This window comes from Bacillus cereus G9842, from assembly GCF_000021305.1.
In the GTDB taxonomy this organism is placed as follows: domain Bacteria; phylum Bacillota; class Bacilli; order Bacillales; family Bacillaceae_G; genus Bacillus_A; species Bacillus_A thuringiensis_S.
This window is the reverse complement of sequence record NC_011772.1, coordinates 1,155,459-1,170,080: the sequence shown is the minus strand read 5'-3', so window position 1 is coordinate 1,170,080 and position 14,622 is coordinate 1,155,459. Positions and strand designations below refer to the sequence as shown.

The window sequence follows — 14,622 nt, the reverse complement described above, 5'->3', positions numbered from 1 at the left end:
GAATACCTACATTGAAAGATTCAAATTCTCAATATCAAATAGACTACGTATTACTATTTATTTTATTTGCCATTGGGATTGTTAGTTGTTGTGCTATTGCAAGTGCGCAAGCCTCCTTACCGCCATTTTTACAAAACGTCAATTTTGTACTCAAGCAAATCCAATGGTACTTCATTGGATTTATAGCCATTGGTGTTATTATGATTATCGATTTCGATCGTTATCAAAAAATTGCTTGGTATTTGTATAGCTTTGCAATGGTACTACTTATTGGACTAGAACTTCAAGTACCGGGTGCCGTTACAATTAAAGGCGCTACCGCTTGGTACAGGCTCCCAGGCATCGGAAATTTTCAGCCTTCTGAAATTATGAAATTGTTTTTAATTATCGTCATTGGACGAATTATAGCAAATCATAATGAGAAATATTTTTCCCAAACAATGCGTGACGATTTTTTATTACTTGGAAAAATATTTGCGACAAGCTTGCCACCACTACTACTTATTGCAAAAGAACCAGATTTAGGAAACACAATGGTCATTTCAGCGATGCTTGCAGCAATGATACTAGTTTCTGGCATACGATGGCGTTTTATTTTCGGATTAGTTTCAGGTACTTTCGTGGCTGGATCTACATTAATATATATATTTTTTACTCACACAGATTTCTTTAAAGCACACATTTTAAAAGAATATCAATTAAATCGCTTCTACGGATGGTTGGCACCTTACAAATATGATGCGCAAGGCTATCAATTAAGACAAGCATTCTTAGCGACTGGATCCGGAGAAATGCAAGGAAAGGGGTGGGAAAATGGACAAGTATATTTTCCAGAACCACATACAGATTTTATTTTCACTAATGTCGCTGAACAATTTGGATTTCTAGGTGCAAGTGTCATTATTTCACTTTTTTTCTTACTCATTTTTCGAATGATTCATATCGCTTTAGAAAGTAATGACCCTTTCGGTAGTTACATTTGCGCTGGTACAATCGGAATGTTTACTTTCCAAGTATTCCAAAATATCGGGATGACAATCGGATTACTTCCCATTACAGGGATAACATTACCTCTTATGAGCTACGGAGGAAGTTCACTGCTTACATACATGATTGCGATTGGATTCATTTTAAATATTCGCTCAAGAACGAAAAGCTTTATGTTTAAATGAACAACACAAAAACGCTATATTTTTATCTCTATCCTTTTTTAGATATACTAATGAAAAATACGATGGAGGTTTAAATATGAAATATGACATTATAGGAGATATTCATGGATGCTTCCAAGAGTTTCAAAATTTAACAGAGAAGCTAGGGTATAACTGGAGTAGCGGTCTACCGATCCACCCTGAACAACGTAAACTTGCATTCGTTGGTGATATTACAGACCGTGGTCCTCATTCATTACGTATGATCGAAATTGTATGGGAACTTGTCATACATAAAAAAGAAGCTTATTACGCTCCTGGAAATCACTGTAATAAACTATATCGATTTTTCCTTGGACGTAATGTAACAATCGCTCACGGACTTGAAACAACTGTCGCTGAATATGAGGCACTTCCTTCTCATAAGCAAAACATTATAAAAGAAAAGTTTATCACTCTTTATGAACAATCACCACTCTACCACATACTAGATGAAAAAAAAGTAATCGTATGTCACGCTGGGATTCGGCAAGATTACATAGGAAGACGAGATAAAAAAGTACAAACCTTTGTATTATATGGTGATATTACAGGAGAAAAGCATGCCGATGGCTCACCTGTCCGTCGCGATTGGGCGCAAGAATACAAGGGGCAAGCTTGGATTGTATATGGACATACACCAGTAAAAGAACCTCGATTCGTCAATCAGACAGTCAATATTGATACTGGTGCTGTATTTGGTGGCAAATTAACCGGATTACGTTATCCTGAAATGGAGACTATCTCTGTCCCTTCTTCTTTACCTTTTGTCGCTGAGAAGTTCCGTCCAATTTCATAACTACCTTACTTAGCGAGAGATTACCGTATTATTTAGGCAGATCTCATATAAAACTAGGTAAAGTAATTAAAAAAAGATGCAATAAAGTGCATCTTTTTTTAATTACTTTACATATAATGTCGCAGGAGGTGACAGAATGAAGAAAAAATCTTCTAAACAAAAAAGAAAATTTCCCCCTTTATATCTGCCCATGTACGGAATTAACAACTGGTGTAGCATTCGGGCTGCAGCCATAGAAGAACTAGAAGAACAAGAGTCATCAAAAAAAAGCAAAGTAAAACCAACATATGTCTCTTTAGAAAATGCTGTGATGAACCACATAATCGATCGCAGAAAAATAAAGATGCAACAAAAAAATAAACAGCTCTCAAATCAAGATGAACAGGTACTACGTTCTAACCAAACAGAAGAAACGGCGGAAGAAAATAATTCTGTAGCAATAAATAAAAAAGTGGAACCAGAAATTCCAGCTGCTATTATAAACAAAGTAAAAAAAATAAAAGAAGCATTAGCTTCATCGAATGATATACAAACTGAAAAACCACTCATAATTGAGACACCTACACCTGAAAATACAAAAGTTAAAAGGGGCGGCCGATATGCATATGCGGAGGGGCTTCACTCTCATGCGGAGGGCATGGCAGCACATGCGGAAGGCTTATTAACACACGCAAAAGGTTCTTTCTCTCATGCAGAAGGATCCAACTCAAAAGCAACTGGACATAGTTCGCATAGTGAGGGAAGTGAAACGACAGCAGGCGGTGCTTATTCTCATGCGGAGGGTAAACAGACGACTGCTTTAGGCGAAGCAGCACACGCAGAAGGAACCGCAACTATCGCTAACGGCTTCTCTTCTCATGCGGAAGGTCATCATACATCAACAGCTCATTTTGCAGGTAGCCATATTATGGGGCGCTTCGGCACTGCAGAAGAAGCTTATTCCTGGTTTATTGCAAATGGTGCAAACGACACCGACCATAATATCGGTGCTAAATGGCTTGCCCATAATGGAGAAATGTATATTGAGGGCGCGTCTTACAATGCAAGCGGAACGGATTTTGCACAAATGTTTGAAACAGAAGGTCATAAACCTATTGATGTCGGTTATTTCGTTACATTTAGTAGCGAAGAAAAAATTCGGATAGCTACTTCACACGATTCGTTCATTTTAGGAATATCTAGTGCAACCCCTGCACTTATAGGAAATAGCGGGGCTTTAAGTTGGCAAAAACGCTATAAAACAGACAACTTTGGAAAACGCCAATATGTATGGACGGAATCAGAAGAAATACAACCTCTTTTAAATACAGAATGGGATCCAGCTTGCAAATATGTAGCAAGAAAAGATCGCGCCGAGTGGCTTCCTGTCGGATTAATTGGGCAAATGTTAGTACGTGATGACGGCACTTGCGAAACGCATGGATATTGTCGTCCAAATGACAATGGCATTGCTACAAAAGCCGAAAGTGGATTTTTCGTTATAAAGCGTACGCGTGAAAACCAAATTTTAATATTATTCCGCTAAGAAAAAAGGGAACAAAATTCTTTATAACATAAGAATTTTGTTCCCTTTTTAAGCATTCCTAAGTAACTCTTGCATATCGCTTGGAATCTTTATAGTGAAAGACATTTCTTTCTCTAAAATAGGATGATAAAACGTCAAAGATTTACTATGAAGTGCTTGCCGTTTCATTTCATCCCTTCTTCCTCCATATAAGTTATCACCAAGTAATGGATGTCCTATATGAGCCATATGCACACGAATTTGATGCGTTCTTCCTGTCTCAAGCTCCAGCGCTACATGTGTCTTATGATATGTACTATCAATTACTTTAAAATGAGTAACTGCCCTTTGTCCATCCTCACAAACCGTTCGCTCAATAATGCTATCAGATTTCCGACCAATTGGTGCATCAATCATTCCTTCTCGTTCTACCATCTCACCGTGAACAATTGCTTCATACGTTCGTTTCACAGCTTTTTGTTGATGCTGCTTCGATAAAAGATGATGCACGAAACGATTTTTTGCAATAAGCATAAGCCCTGAAGTATCACGATCTAACCGTGTTACAATGTGTACTGTACTTGCAAGATGCTGCTTATCATAATGAGATAAAAGCGCATTGGCAACACTCCCTGTCGGATGTTCCCTAGATGGAATCGTTGACATGTTCGCCTCTTTATTAATGATAAGAACCGCATCATCTTCATATACAATGCATAAAGGGATATCTTCTGCAATCATCCCTTCACTTCTTTCCTCCACTGGAAAAAAGATGCGTAATTCTTCACTAGCGCGCAACTGATGACGAACACTCGCATGTTGACCATTTACTTCAATTGCCCCGCCGTGAAACTTTATATCCGTTAAAGCGGCTTTAGAAATACCTTTCGTTTTCAAAAATTCCCTAACTAAAGTACTCTCTTCAGCCAGTCCTATATCCCATTTCAATGTAAATCTGTTCAAATTTATAACCCTTTCTATTTATCTGCAACAAACGAGTCACGAACTCGTTTCCAGAACGGGAACGGGCGGAAACGAACAAATCGTACTTTCTCGTTTGCGACGCGATACTGGATTGATTTCACATCTTGATGAACCATCGTTAAATGATCCACTGTAATTTGTAAGTTCATTCCTGCAGCTGGCTTTAACACACATGTATGGTGCTTCGGCAATACGAGTGGCGATCCCACAGTACGAAACACACGATTGTTAATGGACGCCATTTCTGCAATTTGAATCGCTTCAATAGAAGGGTGAATAATTGCTCCGCCAAGCGCTTTATTATATGCCGTACTTCCTGAAGGAGTAGAAATACAAAGGCCGTCCCCGCGGAATGTTTCAAAATATTCTCCGCGTATTTCTACTTCTGTTACTAATGTACCTTCTGCACTTTTTACAGTCGCCTCATTCATCGCCAAATACTGTGACTCTTTACTTCCATTCACATAGCGAATAATCACTTCTAAAAGCGGATATTCCACCACTTGGAATGGTGTTTTCGCAATCGCAATTACTAATTTCTCTACTTCTGTCGGTAACCAATCTGCATAGAAACCTAAATGTCCTGTATGTACACCAACAAATGCTGTTTCATCCAATCGATTATAATAACGATGAAACGCATATAAAAGCGTTCCATCTCCCCCAACAGAAATTACAATATCGGGTTCCTTTTCATCCATTGTAAATCCAAAATCTAACAAGTACTCTTTCATCGTGCTTGCCAGTGTATCTGATGATTGATCTCCCTTTGACATAATTGTAAATTTCATCGCCCAACACCCTTTAGTTTATGATTCGGAATCTTTCGTTTCTTGCTTTCTTGAAAAAGCCTTCTGCGCTTCTTGAATCTCAAGACGAATAGAAGACATTTCTTCATCTAATAAAAACGCCGCTTCCGCTGCACGTTGCAAGCGTATTTTAATATCTTCAGGAAAACGTCCACTATATTTATAATTTAAAGAATGCTCAATTGTTGCCCAAAAGTTCATTGCTAACGTGCGTATTTGGATTTCTACCAATACTTTTTTTTCTCCCTGAATCGTTTGAACGGGGTAACTAATGACAACGTGATAAGAGCGATAGCCGCTATCTTTCTTTTGCGTGACATAATCACGTTCTTCCACGATTTCAAAGTCATTTCGTTTTCGAAGATATTCTACAACAGGCTTAATCTCATCAACAAATTGACACATCATTCGAAGGCCCGCGATGTCTTGCATATCTTCTCTCAGCCGATCTAGCGGTACATTTCTCTTCTCCGCTTTATCAATAATACTAGCAACCGACTTTACCCTTCCTGTTACAAACTCAATTGGAGAATGCTCTGTCAACATTGCAAATTGAGTACGCATTCCTTTTAGTTTCACTTTCAGCTCTGCCACCGCTTGATGGTAAGGTGCTAAAAATTCTTCCCAATTTCGATTCATTTCAACCACCACCAAAATCAATCCATTTGCTTATAGAAATACTTTTTCTACAGCAGTTACTAGTTCTTCTCCGTAATTTGCATTACCTTCAATATTTTCAACTAAATATTCTACTTCTTCTTTTAAATTTTCTAATTCCATTTCAACGTCATTCACACGAACGAACATTACTATATCGTTATTCATCGCTTCATGCATTGCTTCCCAGCATGTGTGCGGAATACTTACATAAATGAAAGATGATTCGTTTTCTAAAATATATAAAAATGATAAATTGTCTGAGTCTACAAGTACGTGATTACGCGCACTTAACTCCTTTACCTCTATTTCATTATTTTCCGCACAAAAAATAAGCGCATTCTCTCTCTTTTCTACGCTCTTAACTTGAATTTTATTTTGCATGCTCTAACTCCTCCATCTCAACTTCCTGTCTTACTTAACAGTATTATTGTATCATAACATGGACGCAAACAAATAAAACATTGAACCAAATTTATGAAAAAGCGATAATGTGTAAAGAATTATTTTTTAAAAGGAGCGCGCATACAATGACACAAGAAATTGAAATTGAATTTAAAAATATTGTTACAGAAGAAGAATTCGATACATTATGTAAATCATTCTCTATTGAAGCATTTACGAAACAGGTGAATCACTACTTTGAAACACCGGGCTTCTCGTTAAAAGAAGCCGGCTCTGCACTTCGTATTCGTCATAAAGGAGAAATTTATACATTAACATTGAAACAACCTGCAGAAGTCGGCTTGTTAGAAACGCATCAAGTCGTAACAGAAGACGCAGCAAGAATGATGATGGAAACAAACGTAATCATTCCAGGGGCTGTAATGGATCAACTACACAAATTACAAATTCCTGTTTCCACTTTAACTTATATGGGTAGTTTAACAACTGAAAGAGCCGAAGCATTATTTAAAGGCGGAACGCTTGTCTTTGATCATAGTTTCTATTACAATCACGATGATTATGAAATTGAATTTGAAGTGCAAGATGAAGAAACAGGAAAAGCTGCATTTATTCATTTATTAACGCAACATAACATACCTGTTCGTCATACAAATAACAAAGTAAAACGCTTTTTCCTTGCCAAACAAAACAAAGCACGCTAAAGTGAAAATTCCACTAGTGAATATGTTTCGCTAGTGGATATACCTCACTAAAAAAATTTACATCCGTAGAATAAGCAAAGAATGTTTGAGAAGGCTGTTTATTTGCCCTCTCGAACATTCCATTGCTACAATAGATATACATTTCATGGAAAAAGGAGTTTATAAAGGATGAGCAAGCAACCGATGACACCATTTGAAGCAATTGGCGGTGAACAATGCATTGCAATATTAGTAGATACATTTTATTCCTATGTCAGTAAACACCCTGACTTATCTCCCATCTTCCCGGAAGATTTAACAGAAACCGCTAGGAAGCAGAAGCAATTTTTAACACAATATTTAGGTGGTCCTAATTTGTACACTGAAGAACATGGTCATCCTATGTTAAGAGCACGCCATCTTCCGTTTGAGATTACTCCAAAACGAGCAGAGGCTTGGCTATCATGTATGGAGCAAGCAATGGATGATACTGGAGTGCATGGTCATATAAGAGAGTTTGTTTTTGAACGTTTAGCATTAACCGCTCAGCATATGGTTAATACTCCAAACGAAACAGGTGAAGTGTAATGGATAAGCAGGAAGCAAAGCATATAAATATGCCATCTCCTTCCGCATGCGAGCATAAGTCTGTAGAAGCATATTTATTTATTGATCCACTTTGTAAAGATTGCTGGGAAATTGAGCCTTTTATTATTAAACTATGGCTTGAATACGGGAAATACTTCTCTATTCGTCATATCGTAACAGGAAAAGTGGATGGAACGAACGCTTCCTCACACAAATGGAATAAACCTGCTAATATTCGATTTGTGTGGGAAAAGACAACAAGTTTACAAGGTTTTTCATGTGATGGAAAGGTACATATGCAAGAAGCATCGTCAACACCATATTTAGTTTCGATGGCGATTAAGGCAGCGGAGTTACAGGGCCGAAAAGCAGGTTCGAAGTTTTTGCGAAAACTCCAAGAATACATTTTCCTTGAAAATGTATCAACCCCTGACTGCGAACTATTACTTGCATGTGCGAAAGATAGCAATATTGATGTAGAAGAATTTAAAAAAGATCTACATTCTGCTAGTGCAAAAAAAGCTTTCCAATGTGACTTGAAATTCACGAATGAAATGCATATTACAGAAATACCCTCCCTCGTCTTTTTTCATGCGAACTCAGATGAAGAAGGTATTAAAATCGCTGGAAATTATTCCTACGATGTATACGTACAATTATTGAAAGAACTTGTAAAATGTGAAATTGAGCCAGAACCATTACCACCTTTAGAAGCATTACTAGAAGCAACACAATTTATATCTTCAAAAGAAGTAGCATTTATTTATGACTGTCCGCAGCAAGAAATTGAGCGCGAACTTAAAAAATTACAACTGAAACGAAAAGTACAAATGATTGAAGTAAAATGCGAACGTTATTGGAAATGGATAGCAAAAGAAAAAGACCTGGTGTAAACACCAGGTCTTTTTCTTTACGGCTTATAAAAATATTAAAGGGGATGGGAGAAATTTTCACGTTCAAACAAAGGGGTATATGTTTGTATGTGAATTCGTTCACGCTTATTATATTACAAGATTCGACGCCAGATGACAACCCCTTTTGTCGAAATTCACACTTTTGTCACATTCTAAACGTTTTCATTTTTGAATAAGCTATAAAAAAGGTCATTTAGGGGGGTTATTTATGAAAAAATCTTATATTGCTCTTCTCTTTCTAGCTGTCATCGTTTCTTTTTTCTTGTACATCCTCTCTCTACTACAAGCTTTTCCTAAAATTATTGCCTTACCTCTTTTATTTGGAATCATCGTTATCACTCTCTCTTATTTCAATCATAAAAAAAGATTCAAAGGGTTTTAATTTCAAAAATCAGCTGTAAAACTATCCTTTCAGTTAGAAAAACAAAGAAATTCACCTTATTTTTTCGACAAATATCGACATTGAATTTATTCAACAAAAAAGACGAGGATACAATCTCTCGTCTTTTTTCATTACTTTTCTTCAAATAATAATGCTTCTAATTCATTTAATTTCTCTTCAAATACTTGTAGTGCCTCTTTTACTGGTTCAGGAGATGCCATATCTACTCCTGCTTTTTTCAGCACTTCAATTGGATAATCAGAGCTTCCTGCTTTTAAGAATTCGTTAATATAACGTTCTACTGCTGGTTGTCCTTCTTCTAAAATCTGTTTAGATAGAGCTGTCGCTGCACTAAATCCTGTTGCGTATTGATATACGTAATAGTTGTAGTAGAAGTGCGGAATACGAGACCATTCTAAACCAATCTCTTCGTCGATTACTAAAGCGTCACCGAAATATTTCTTATTTAAATCGTAGTAGATTTCCGTTAGCATGTCTGGCGTAACAGCATGTCCTTCTTGTACTTTCTTATGAATAATATGTTCAAACTCTGCAAACATCGTTTGACGGAATACAGTACCACGGAACCCTTCTAAATAATGATTTAATAAATATAGACGCTCTTTCTTATCTTCTGTCGTTTTTAATAAATAATCATTTAGAAGCGCTTCATTACAAGTTGATGCCACTTCTGCTACGAAGATGGAATAATCACCATATACGTGCGGTTGTGTTTTTCTTGTATAGTAACTATGCACCGAATGACCAAATTCATGAGCAAGTGTAAATAAATTATTTACATTATCATGCCAGTTCATTAAAATATACGGATTTGTTCCATATGCACCAGATGAATATGCCCCGCTTCGTTTTCCTTTATTCTCATACACATCTACCCAGCGATTTTCATATGCTTCTTTCAAAATATCAACATATTCATCACCAAGTACGTTTAAAGATTTTAATAAAAGGTCTTGCGCTTCTTCGTATTTCACATTCATTTTCACTTCTGGTACAAGTGGTGTATATAAATCATACATGTGAAGCTCATCAAGTCCTAATGCACGCTTACGAATATCGATGTAACGGTGTAATAAATGTAAGTTGTCATTTACCGTTTCAACAAGTTGATCATATACTGCTTCCGGAATATTATTATTGCTTAGTGCAGCTTGGCGAGCAGAATCATATTTACGAACACGCGCATTGAAATTATTACGTTTTACTGCTCCGCTTAACGTACTTGCGAATGTATTTTTAAATTTCCCGTACGTTTCATATACAGCTTTAAATGCATCTTCGCGAACACGGCCATCATCACTTTCTAAAAACTGAATGTAACGACCATGTGTAATTTCTATTTCTTCTCCGTCTTCACCTTTAATAGATGGGAATTTTAAATCCGCGTTATTCAACATACCAAATGTATTGCTTGATGAACTCATTACTTCAGATGCTTCCGCTAATAAAGCCTCCTCAGCTTCTGATAATACGTGCGGGCGTTGACGTGTAATTTCTTCTAATGCATGTTCATATACACTTAAATCTCTATTTTCCTTCAAGAATGTTTGCAGTGTATCTTCTGAAACCGACAAAATTTCAGGTACAATATACGCTGTGCTACTAGATACTTGTGAATATAAATTTGTTGCGCGATCATTTAATGCTTGATATACAGAGTTTGTTGTATCTTGATCGTAACGCATATGAGCATATGTATATAGCTTACCTAATCGCATTGAAATTTCGTCTTCATATTGCAATGCCTCAAGCAAATTGTCCGCAGAGTCACCAAGTTTCCCTTTAAATTCAGTTAACTTCGGTAATAGCTCTTTAATAGCTTGGAATTCTTTTTCCCATTCTGCATCTGTTTGGAAAATATCTTCTAATCGCCACGTACTTGCTTCTTCAATCTCATTGCGATCTGGTAATGTTTTCGCTTTGTTTTGTTCAGACATTCTTTAAGCCCTCCTTTAATTATCTCTACTTAAGTACAATTCGTTTTTTTCTTATGTAATTCCTTCACAATCAGTCTTTATTATATCCCCTTTTCCTTCTCTCATGTTGTACTTTGCCTCAAATAAAGATAAGGCATACGCTAAACAAGTTTCATCATATTTCATAACCTCCTCCTCTGTTTTTAACATAACGATCCCCCTTATTTTCCGGTACTTATAAGTCTCCACTTTACGTAATACACCTGTATAACATAAGAATGTCATATATTCAGTAACTGCTACTTTCCATATATGCTTTGAAAAGTACGGGAGCATACGCCTTTTCGTATACTTTTTTACATAACTACACACATATTGAAGAGTAATACACTCTCCTACTGCAAGCTCCCCTATACACTTCATATATAGAAAAGCTTGCCATATAAATGGGTTTGTTTGAAAAGCAAATCCAGAAGGAAGTGGAACACCAATTTCAGAAGGAAAGCTCGCTGGGGTACATTTAAATTGATATAAGAGGCGTAATAGTGACTTATAATTATAATTCCAAATAGGCAAAGCATTTTTTCGAAAATAGTCCTTTCGTTGCTTCCATTCTCGGTCTAATATTTCTTTTTGGAAAGGAACAGGGGAAAAGAGTAGTTCAAAAGTAGTAGTTTCAGTTGGTAAATATATAGTATGTGAGAAAGAGACGCTTGTAGAAAAAGAAGTGAGAAACGCGCATTTCATAAATGCTTTTTGTTTGGAACAGAAGAAAATAAGAAATGGTTGAGGATAAGATTGTAAGGAGAAAGCCATAAGTGAGGAAAATTTCATCCAATATGCAGATTGCTTTTTCAATTGATTTCCACCAATGATCCAAATGACCTGTATACCCGCTCGCCAATACGAATAGGTTCGTTTGTACAGCTGCTCTATAGAAAGATTTGCGCATTGGTATTCAATCGCAATTTTTCTCCCTGCTCTCTCTATAAAAATATCTGGTCGTTGCTGAATCTGGGGCAGATAATGCTCTATATCTACATGAAAGTTTTGACGTTCGAACCATCTATATAACAATTCTTTACCGTGCCTATGATACATAGATTCCGCTTCATAAAAGGCAAGACATGAATCCACTTTTTTATGAGCAAAATGCCAACTTTTTTGTTTCCCTAATTTCATTTGTACTTCCTTTCCACAAGCTACACAAAAGAATCGTTCCTGTTGACGCATACGGCGCAAAAGCTCTTCATTACAATTGTAGAGTAAATGAATTTTTTCTCCGTTTTCTCTTTTAGCTATAAATATCGTAATCACATCCTTTCAGCTCTTTACATTCTACAATTTATTACAAATTCCTTTAAAAAAAGAGATGTCCCAATTTCGGACATCTCTTTTTATAATAAAGGGGATAATAACCGGTACGTTGATTCAACAATTCGTCTATGAAGACGCCTTTTATGAAAATGATCGACATGAATTTCACTTGATTCTTCTAAATCATCTTTAAAGTCTTGAACAAGTCTTTTAATGCTATCTGTATCATATAAAAAGGCATTTACTTCAAAATTCAAATGAAAACTTCTCATATCCATATTAGCTGTCCCAATTGAAGCTAAATCAGAATCGACAATGACAACTTTACTATGGAGAAAACCTTTTTCATACTCATATATCTTTACCCCTGCATCTAAAAGCTCTGGGAAGTACGATCTCGATGCGTAAAAGACAGTACGCTTATCAGGCTTACTCGGCATTAACAAACGAACATCAATACCAGCAAGCGCAGCTACCTTTAATGCGGATAAAATATCATCATCCGGAATGAAATACGGCGTTGCAATCCAAATAGATTTCCGAGCAGAAGCGATCATTGCGAAATATAAATGCTTAATCGTTTCCCACTTATTATCAGGGCCGCCTGCAACGAGCTGCACGCCTCCCCAATGATCACCCTCAACTGCTTTTGCTTGTAAATATTCAGGAGCTAGCACAGCCTCTCCAGTCATATAAAACCAATCTTGAAGGAAAATAAGCTGTAAACTTTGAACCGCTTCACCACGTAAATACAAATGCGTGTCTCGCCAAAAGCCAAAATATTTACTTTTCCCTAAATACTCATCACCGATATTTAATCCGCCTACAAACCCTTCGTTCCCATCAATCACAACAATTTTCCTATGATTTCGATAATTAATCTTATCGTTTAAAATCGGAAAGCGCACAGGAAAAAACGGAATCATTTCAACACCTGCATCGTTTAATTCTTCAATATACGATTTTGATAACTTAAAACTTCCAACCGCATCATATAAAAAACGAACAACAACGCCTTCTTTTGATTTTTGTATTAAAATATCTTTAATTTCTGTTCCTAATTTATCATCACGCACAATGTAATATTCCATATGAATGTGATGTTTTGCTCGTTTTAATCCATCTAAAATGGCCTGAAACGTTTCATCTCCATTTGTTAATGTCCTCGTTTCAGTTTGAAATGAAATATTTAAAGCGCCTAGGCGATCCGCTAAACGAAATAACAGCTCTTGATGCTTATGATTGCGTAAAATTCTTTCTTCGTAATCTTCATGCCCTTTATATTGTAAAAACGCCTGTTCATCAAGTAACGCCTTCTTTTGAAACATTCTTTTTCTCCGAAAATTTTGTCCAAATAATAAATAAGCAAAGAAGCCAAATACCGGAAAAATCCCTAACACAATTAACCATGTAAGTGTTTTAGATGGATGGCGATTTTCTAAGAAAATAACGCAACCAATTAAAAACGCAGATACTGTAAATAAAATACTAATAATACCTAAAATCGAAACATCTTTTATCCCAATCACATCTGAATAAAATGCTACATCAATAAACATACGTAACGAAACAAATAATGCGAACAATAGCAGGATAAAGAAAATCAGCTTTAACGTATTTTTCATCTCTTACCTCCTAACTAAGAAAGCTTTCCTATTCTTCATATAAAAAGCCGATTTCATACTACAGAAATCGGCCTACGTTTTAGCAGGAAAATTATTGCGAATCGTTTCAAGCGCATGCTCTTTCACAATTTGTTTTCCATACTCACTTACACGATGAATTGTTAAAGTTGATTCTTCCCCATATTCTAAAATAATACTTAAAATACGATCGATTTCTTCTTCATCATGTAGCACTTCATCGAATTCCACATATACATAATAGCGGTTCTCAAATGAATACAGCTCATCTTTTATATCTTCAAAGATAAGACGATGACTTAATGAAATGACATCTTCAAAATCATTAAATTTAATTAAAAAGCCAAACGTACCATCTTCATTAAAGTTTGTTCCTGTTTGTTCTTCTACCTCTTCGACTAACTCTTGTTGGAATAATGATTCGATGCCTTCATCTAGAGGAATATCTATAATTTTGTCTACCCCTATCGGTAGTTCCAGCTTTTGTCCGTCCTTTGAAAGCTCTGCTTTCGTGACAAGTACTTCAATCCCTTTATCGACTGCTTGCACTTGAATCCATAACGGCCCATCAATAAAGAAATCGTCATGATCACGAGCTTCGTCCATCATCTCCCAAAAGAGCTCTTCACTTCGTTCGCGATCATACCAAATTTCTTCACGATTAAATCCTCTATCCTCTATATCAATGTACGTAATAAAAAATTTCATCGTATGATCATTAATTCTTTCAATATCCAAAATACAACTCTCCCTTCCTGCTTAGAATTGTTATGAAGGGATTCCCCACTCATATGACAAATCAATAGATTC

Annotated in this window: 15 protein-coding genes; 7 read left to right on the top strand and 8 right to left on the bottom strand. The window is 36.3% G+C overall.

The window, feature by feature from the left end:
• Positions 1 to 11 precede the first annotated feature (11 nt).
• The 3 genes from BCG9842_RS05815 (at position 12) to BCG9842_RS05805 (ending at position 3,514) form a co-directional block, all read left to right on the top strand.
• On the top strand, positions 12 to 1,172 hold the full coding sequence (locus BCG9842_RS05815; RefSeq protein ID WP_000655325.1) for an FtsW/RodA/SpoVE family cell cycle protein: 1,161 nt from the start codon (positions 12 to 14) through the stop codon (positions 1,170 to 1,172).
• 76 nt (positions 1,173 to 1,248) lie between these two features.
• Positions 1,249 to 1,989 carry a bis(5'-nucleosyl)-tetraphosphatase PrpE gene (prpE, locus tag BCG9842_RS05810; protein WP_000872690.1) on the top strand — a complete coding sequence of 247 codons (741 nt, stop codon included), beginning with the start codon at positions 1,249 to 1,251 and terminating at the stop codon, positions 1,987 to 1,989.
• A 136-nt stretch (positions 1,990 to 2,125) separates the two neighbouring features.
• Positions 2,126 to 3,514, top strand: a complete 1,389-nt coding sequence (locus BCG9842_RS05805) for a peptidase G2 autoproteolytic cleavage domain-containing protein (protein ID WP_000730507.1) — start codon at positions 2,126 to 2,128, stop codon at positions 3,512 to 3,514.
• A 48-nt stretch (positions 3,515 to 3,562) separates the two neighbouring features.
• Here BCG9842_RS05805 and BCG9842_RS05800 read toward each other — a convergent pair whose 3' ends face one another.
• The 4 genes from BCG9842_RS05800 to BCG9842_RS05785 are packed head-to-tail and all read right to left on the bottom strand — an operon-like array spanning position 3,563 to position 6,327.
• Positions 3,563 to 4,456 carry an RluA family pseudouridine synthase gene (locus BCG9842_RS05800; RefSeq protein ID WP_001079127.1) on the bottom strand — a complete coding sequence of 298 codons (894 nt, stop codon included), beginning with the start codon at positions 4,454 to 4,456 and terminating at the stop codon, positions 3,563 to 3,565.
• 14 nt (positions 4,457 to 4,470) lie between these two features.
• Positions 4,471 to 5,268 carry an NAD kinase gene (locus BCG9842_RS05795; protein ID WP_000673196.1) on the bottom strand — a complete coding sequence of 266 codons (798 nt, stop codon included), beginning with the start codon at positions 5,266 to 5,268 and terminating at the stop codon, positions 4,471 to 4,473.
• An 18-nt stretch (positions 5,269 to 5,286) separates the two neighbouring features.
• Complete coding sequence (locus tag BCG9842_RS05790) at positions 5,287 to 5,925, bottom strand: GTP pyrophosphokinase (RefSeq protein WP_001081480.1); 639 nt, start codon at positions 5,923 to 5,925, stop codon at positions 5,287 to 5,289.
• Positions 5,926 to 5,955: 30 nt separating this feature from the next.
• Positions 5,956 to 6,327, bottom strand: coding sequence for a hypothetical protein (locus BCG9842_RS05785; protein WP_001179996.1), 372 nt, complete (start codon positions 6,325 to 6,327; stop codon positions 5,956 to 5,958).
• 146 nt (positions 6,328 to 6,473) lie between these two features.
• Here BCG9842_RS05785 and BCG9842_RS05780 point away from each other — a divergent pair, with 146 nt between their 5' ends.
• The 4 genes from BCG9842_RS05780 to BCG9842_RS31230 all read left to right on the top strand — a co-directional run bounded on the left by BCG9842_RS05780 (position 6,474) and on the right by BCG9842_RS31230 (position 8,915).
• Complete coding sequence (locus BCG9842_RS05780; protein ID WP_000191101.1) at positions 6,474 to 7,052, top strand: CYTH domain-containing protein; 579 nt, start codon at positions 6,474 to 6,476, stop codon at positions 7,050 to 7,052.
• Positions 7,053 to 7,220: 168 nt separating this feature from the next.
• On the top strand, positions 7,221 to 7,619 hold the full coding sequence (locus BCG9842_RS05775) for a globin domain-containing protein (protein WP_000043386.1): 399 nt from the start codon (positions 7,221 to 7,223) through the stop codon (positions 7,617 to 7,619).
• Positions 7,619 to 8,512 carry a ClpXP adapter SpxH family protein gene (locus tag BCG9842_RS05770; RefSeq protein ID WP_000360659.1) on the top strand — a complete coding sequence of 298 codons (894 nt, stop codon included), beginning with the start codon at positions 7,619 to 7,621 and terminating at the stop codon, positions 8,510 to 8,512. Before BCG9842_RS05775 ends, BCG9842_RS05770 begins: the two co-directional genes overlap by 1 nt.
• A gap of 229 nt (positions 8,513 to 8,741) precedes the next feature.
• Positions 8,742 to 8,915: a hypothetical protein gene (locus tag BCG9842_RS31230; RefSeq protein WP_000750354.1), complete on the top strand. Its 174-nt coding sequence runs from the start codon at positions 8,742 to 8,744 to the stop codon at positions 8,913 to 8,915.
• 131 nt (positions 8,916 to 9,046) lie between these two features.
• Here the strand turns inward: BCG9842_RS31230 and pepF are convergent, their stop codons facing one another.
• The 4 genes from pepF to mecA form a co-directional block, all read right to left on the bottom strand.
• Positions 9,047 to 10,873 carry an oligoendopeptidase F gene (gene pepF / locus BCG9842_RS05765; protein ID WP_000003356.1) on the bottom strand — a complete coding sequence of 609 codons (1,827 nt, stop codon included), beginning with the start codon at positions 10,871 to 10,873 and terminating at the stop codon, positions 9,047 to 9,049.
• A 51-nt stretch (positions 10,874 to 10,924) separates the two neighbouring features.
• The gene (locus BCG9842_RS05760) at positions 10,925 to 12,169 is read right to left on the bottom strand and encodes a competence protein CoiA (protein ID WP_000628323.1); all 1,245 of its coding nucleotides are present in this window, start codon (positions 12,167 to 12,169) and stop codon (positions 10,925 to 10,927) included.
• An 80-nt stretch (positions 12,170 to 12,249) separates the two neighbouring features.
• On the bottom strand, positions 12,250 to 13,794 hold the full coding sequence (locus tag BCG9842_RS05755) for a cardiolipin synthase (protein WP_000799189.1): 1,545 nt from the start codon (positions 13,792 to 13,794) through the stop codon (positions 12,250 to 12,252).
• Between the two features lie 72 nt (positions 13,795 to 13,866).
• Positions 13,867 to 14,550 carry an adaptor protein MecA gene (gene mecA / locus BCG9842_RS05750; RefSeq protein ID WP_000350716.1) on the bottom strand — a complete coding sequence of 228 codons (684 nt, stop codon included), beginning with the start codon at positions 14,548 to 14,550 and terminating at the stop codon, positions 13,867 to 13,869.
• Positions 14,551 to 14,622 lie beyond the last annotated feature (72 nt).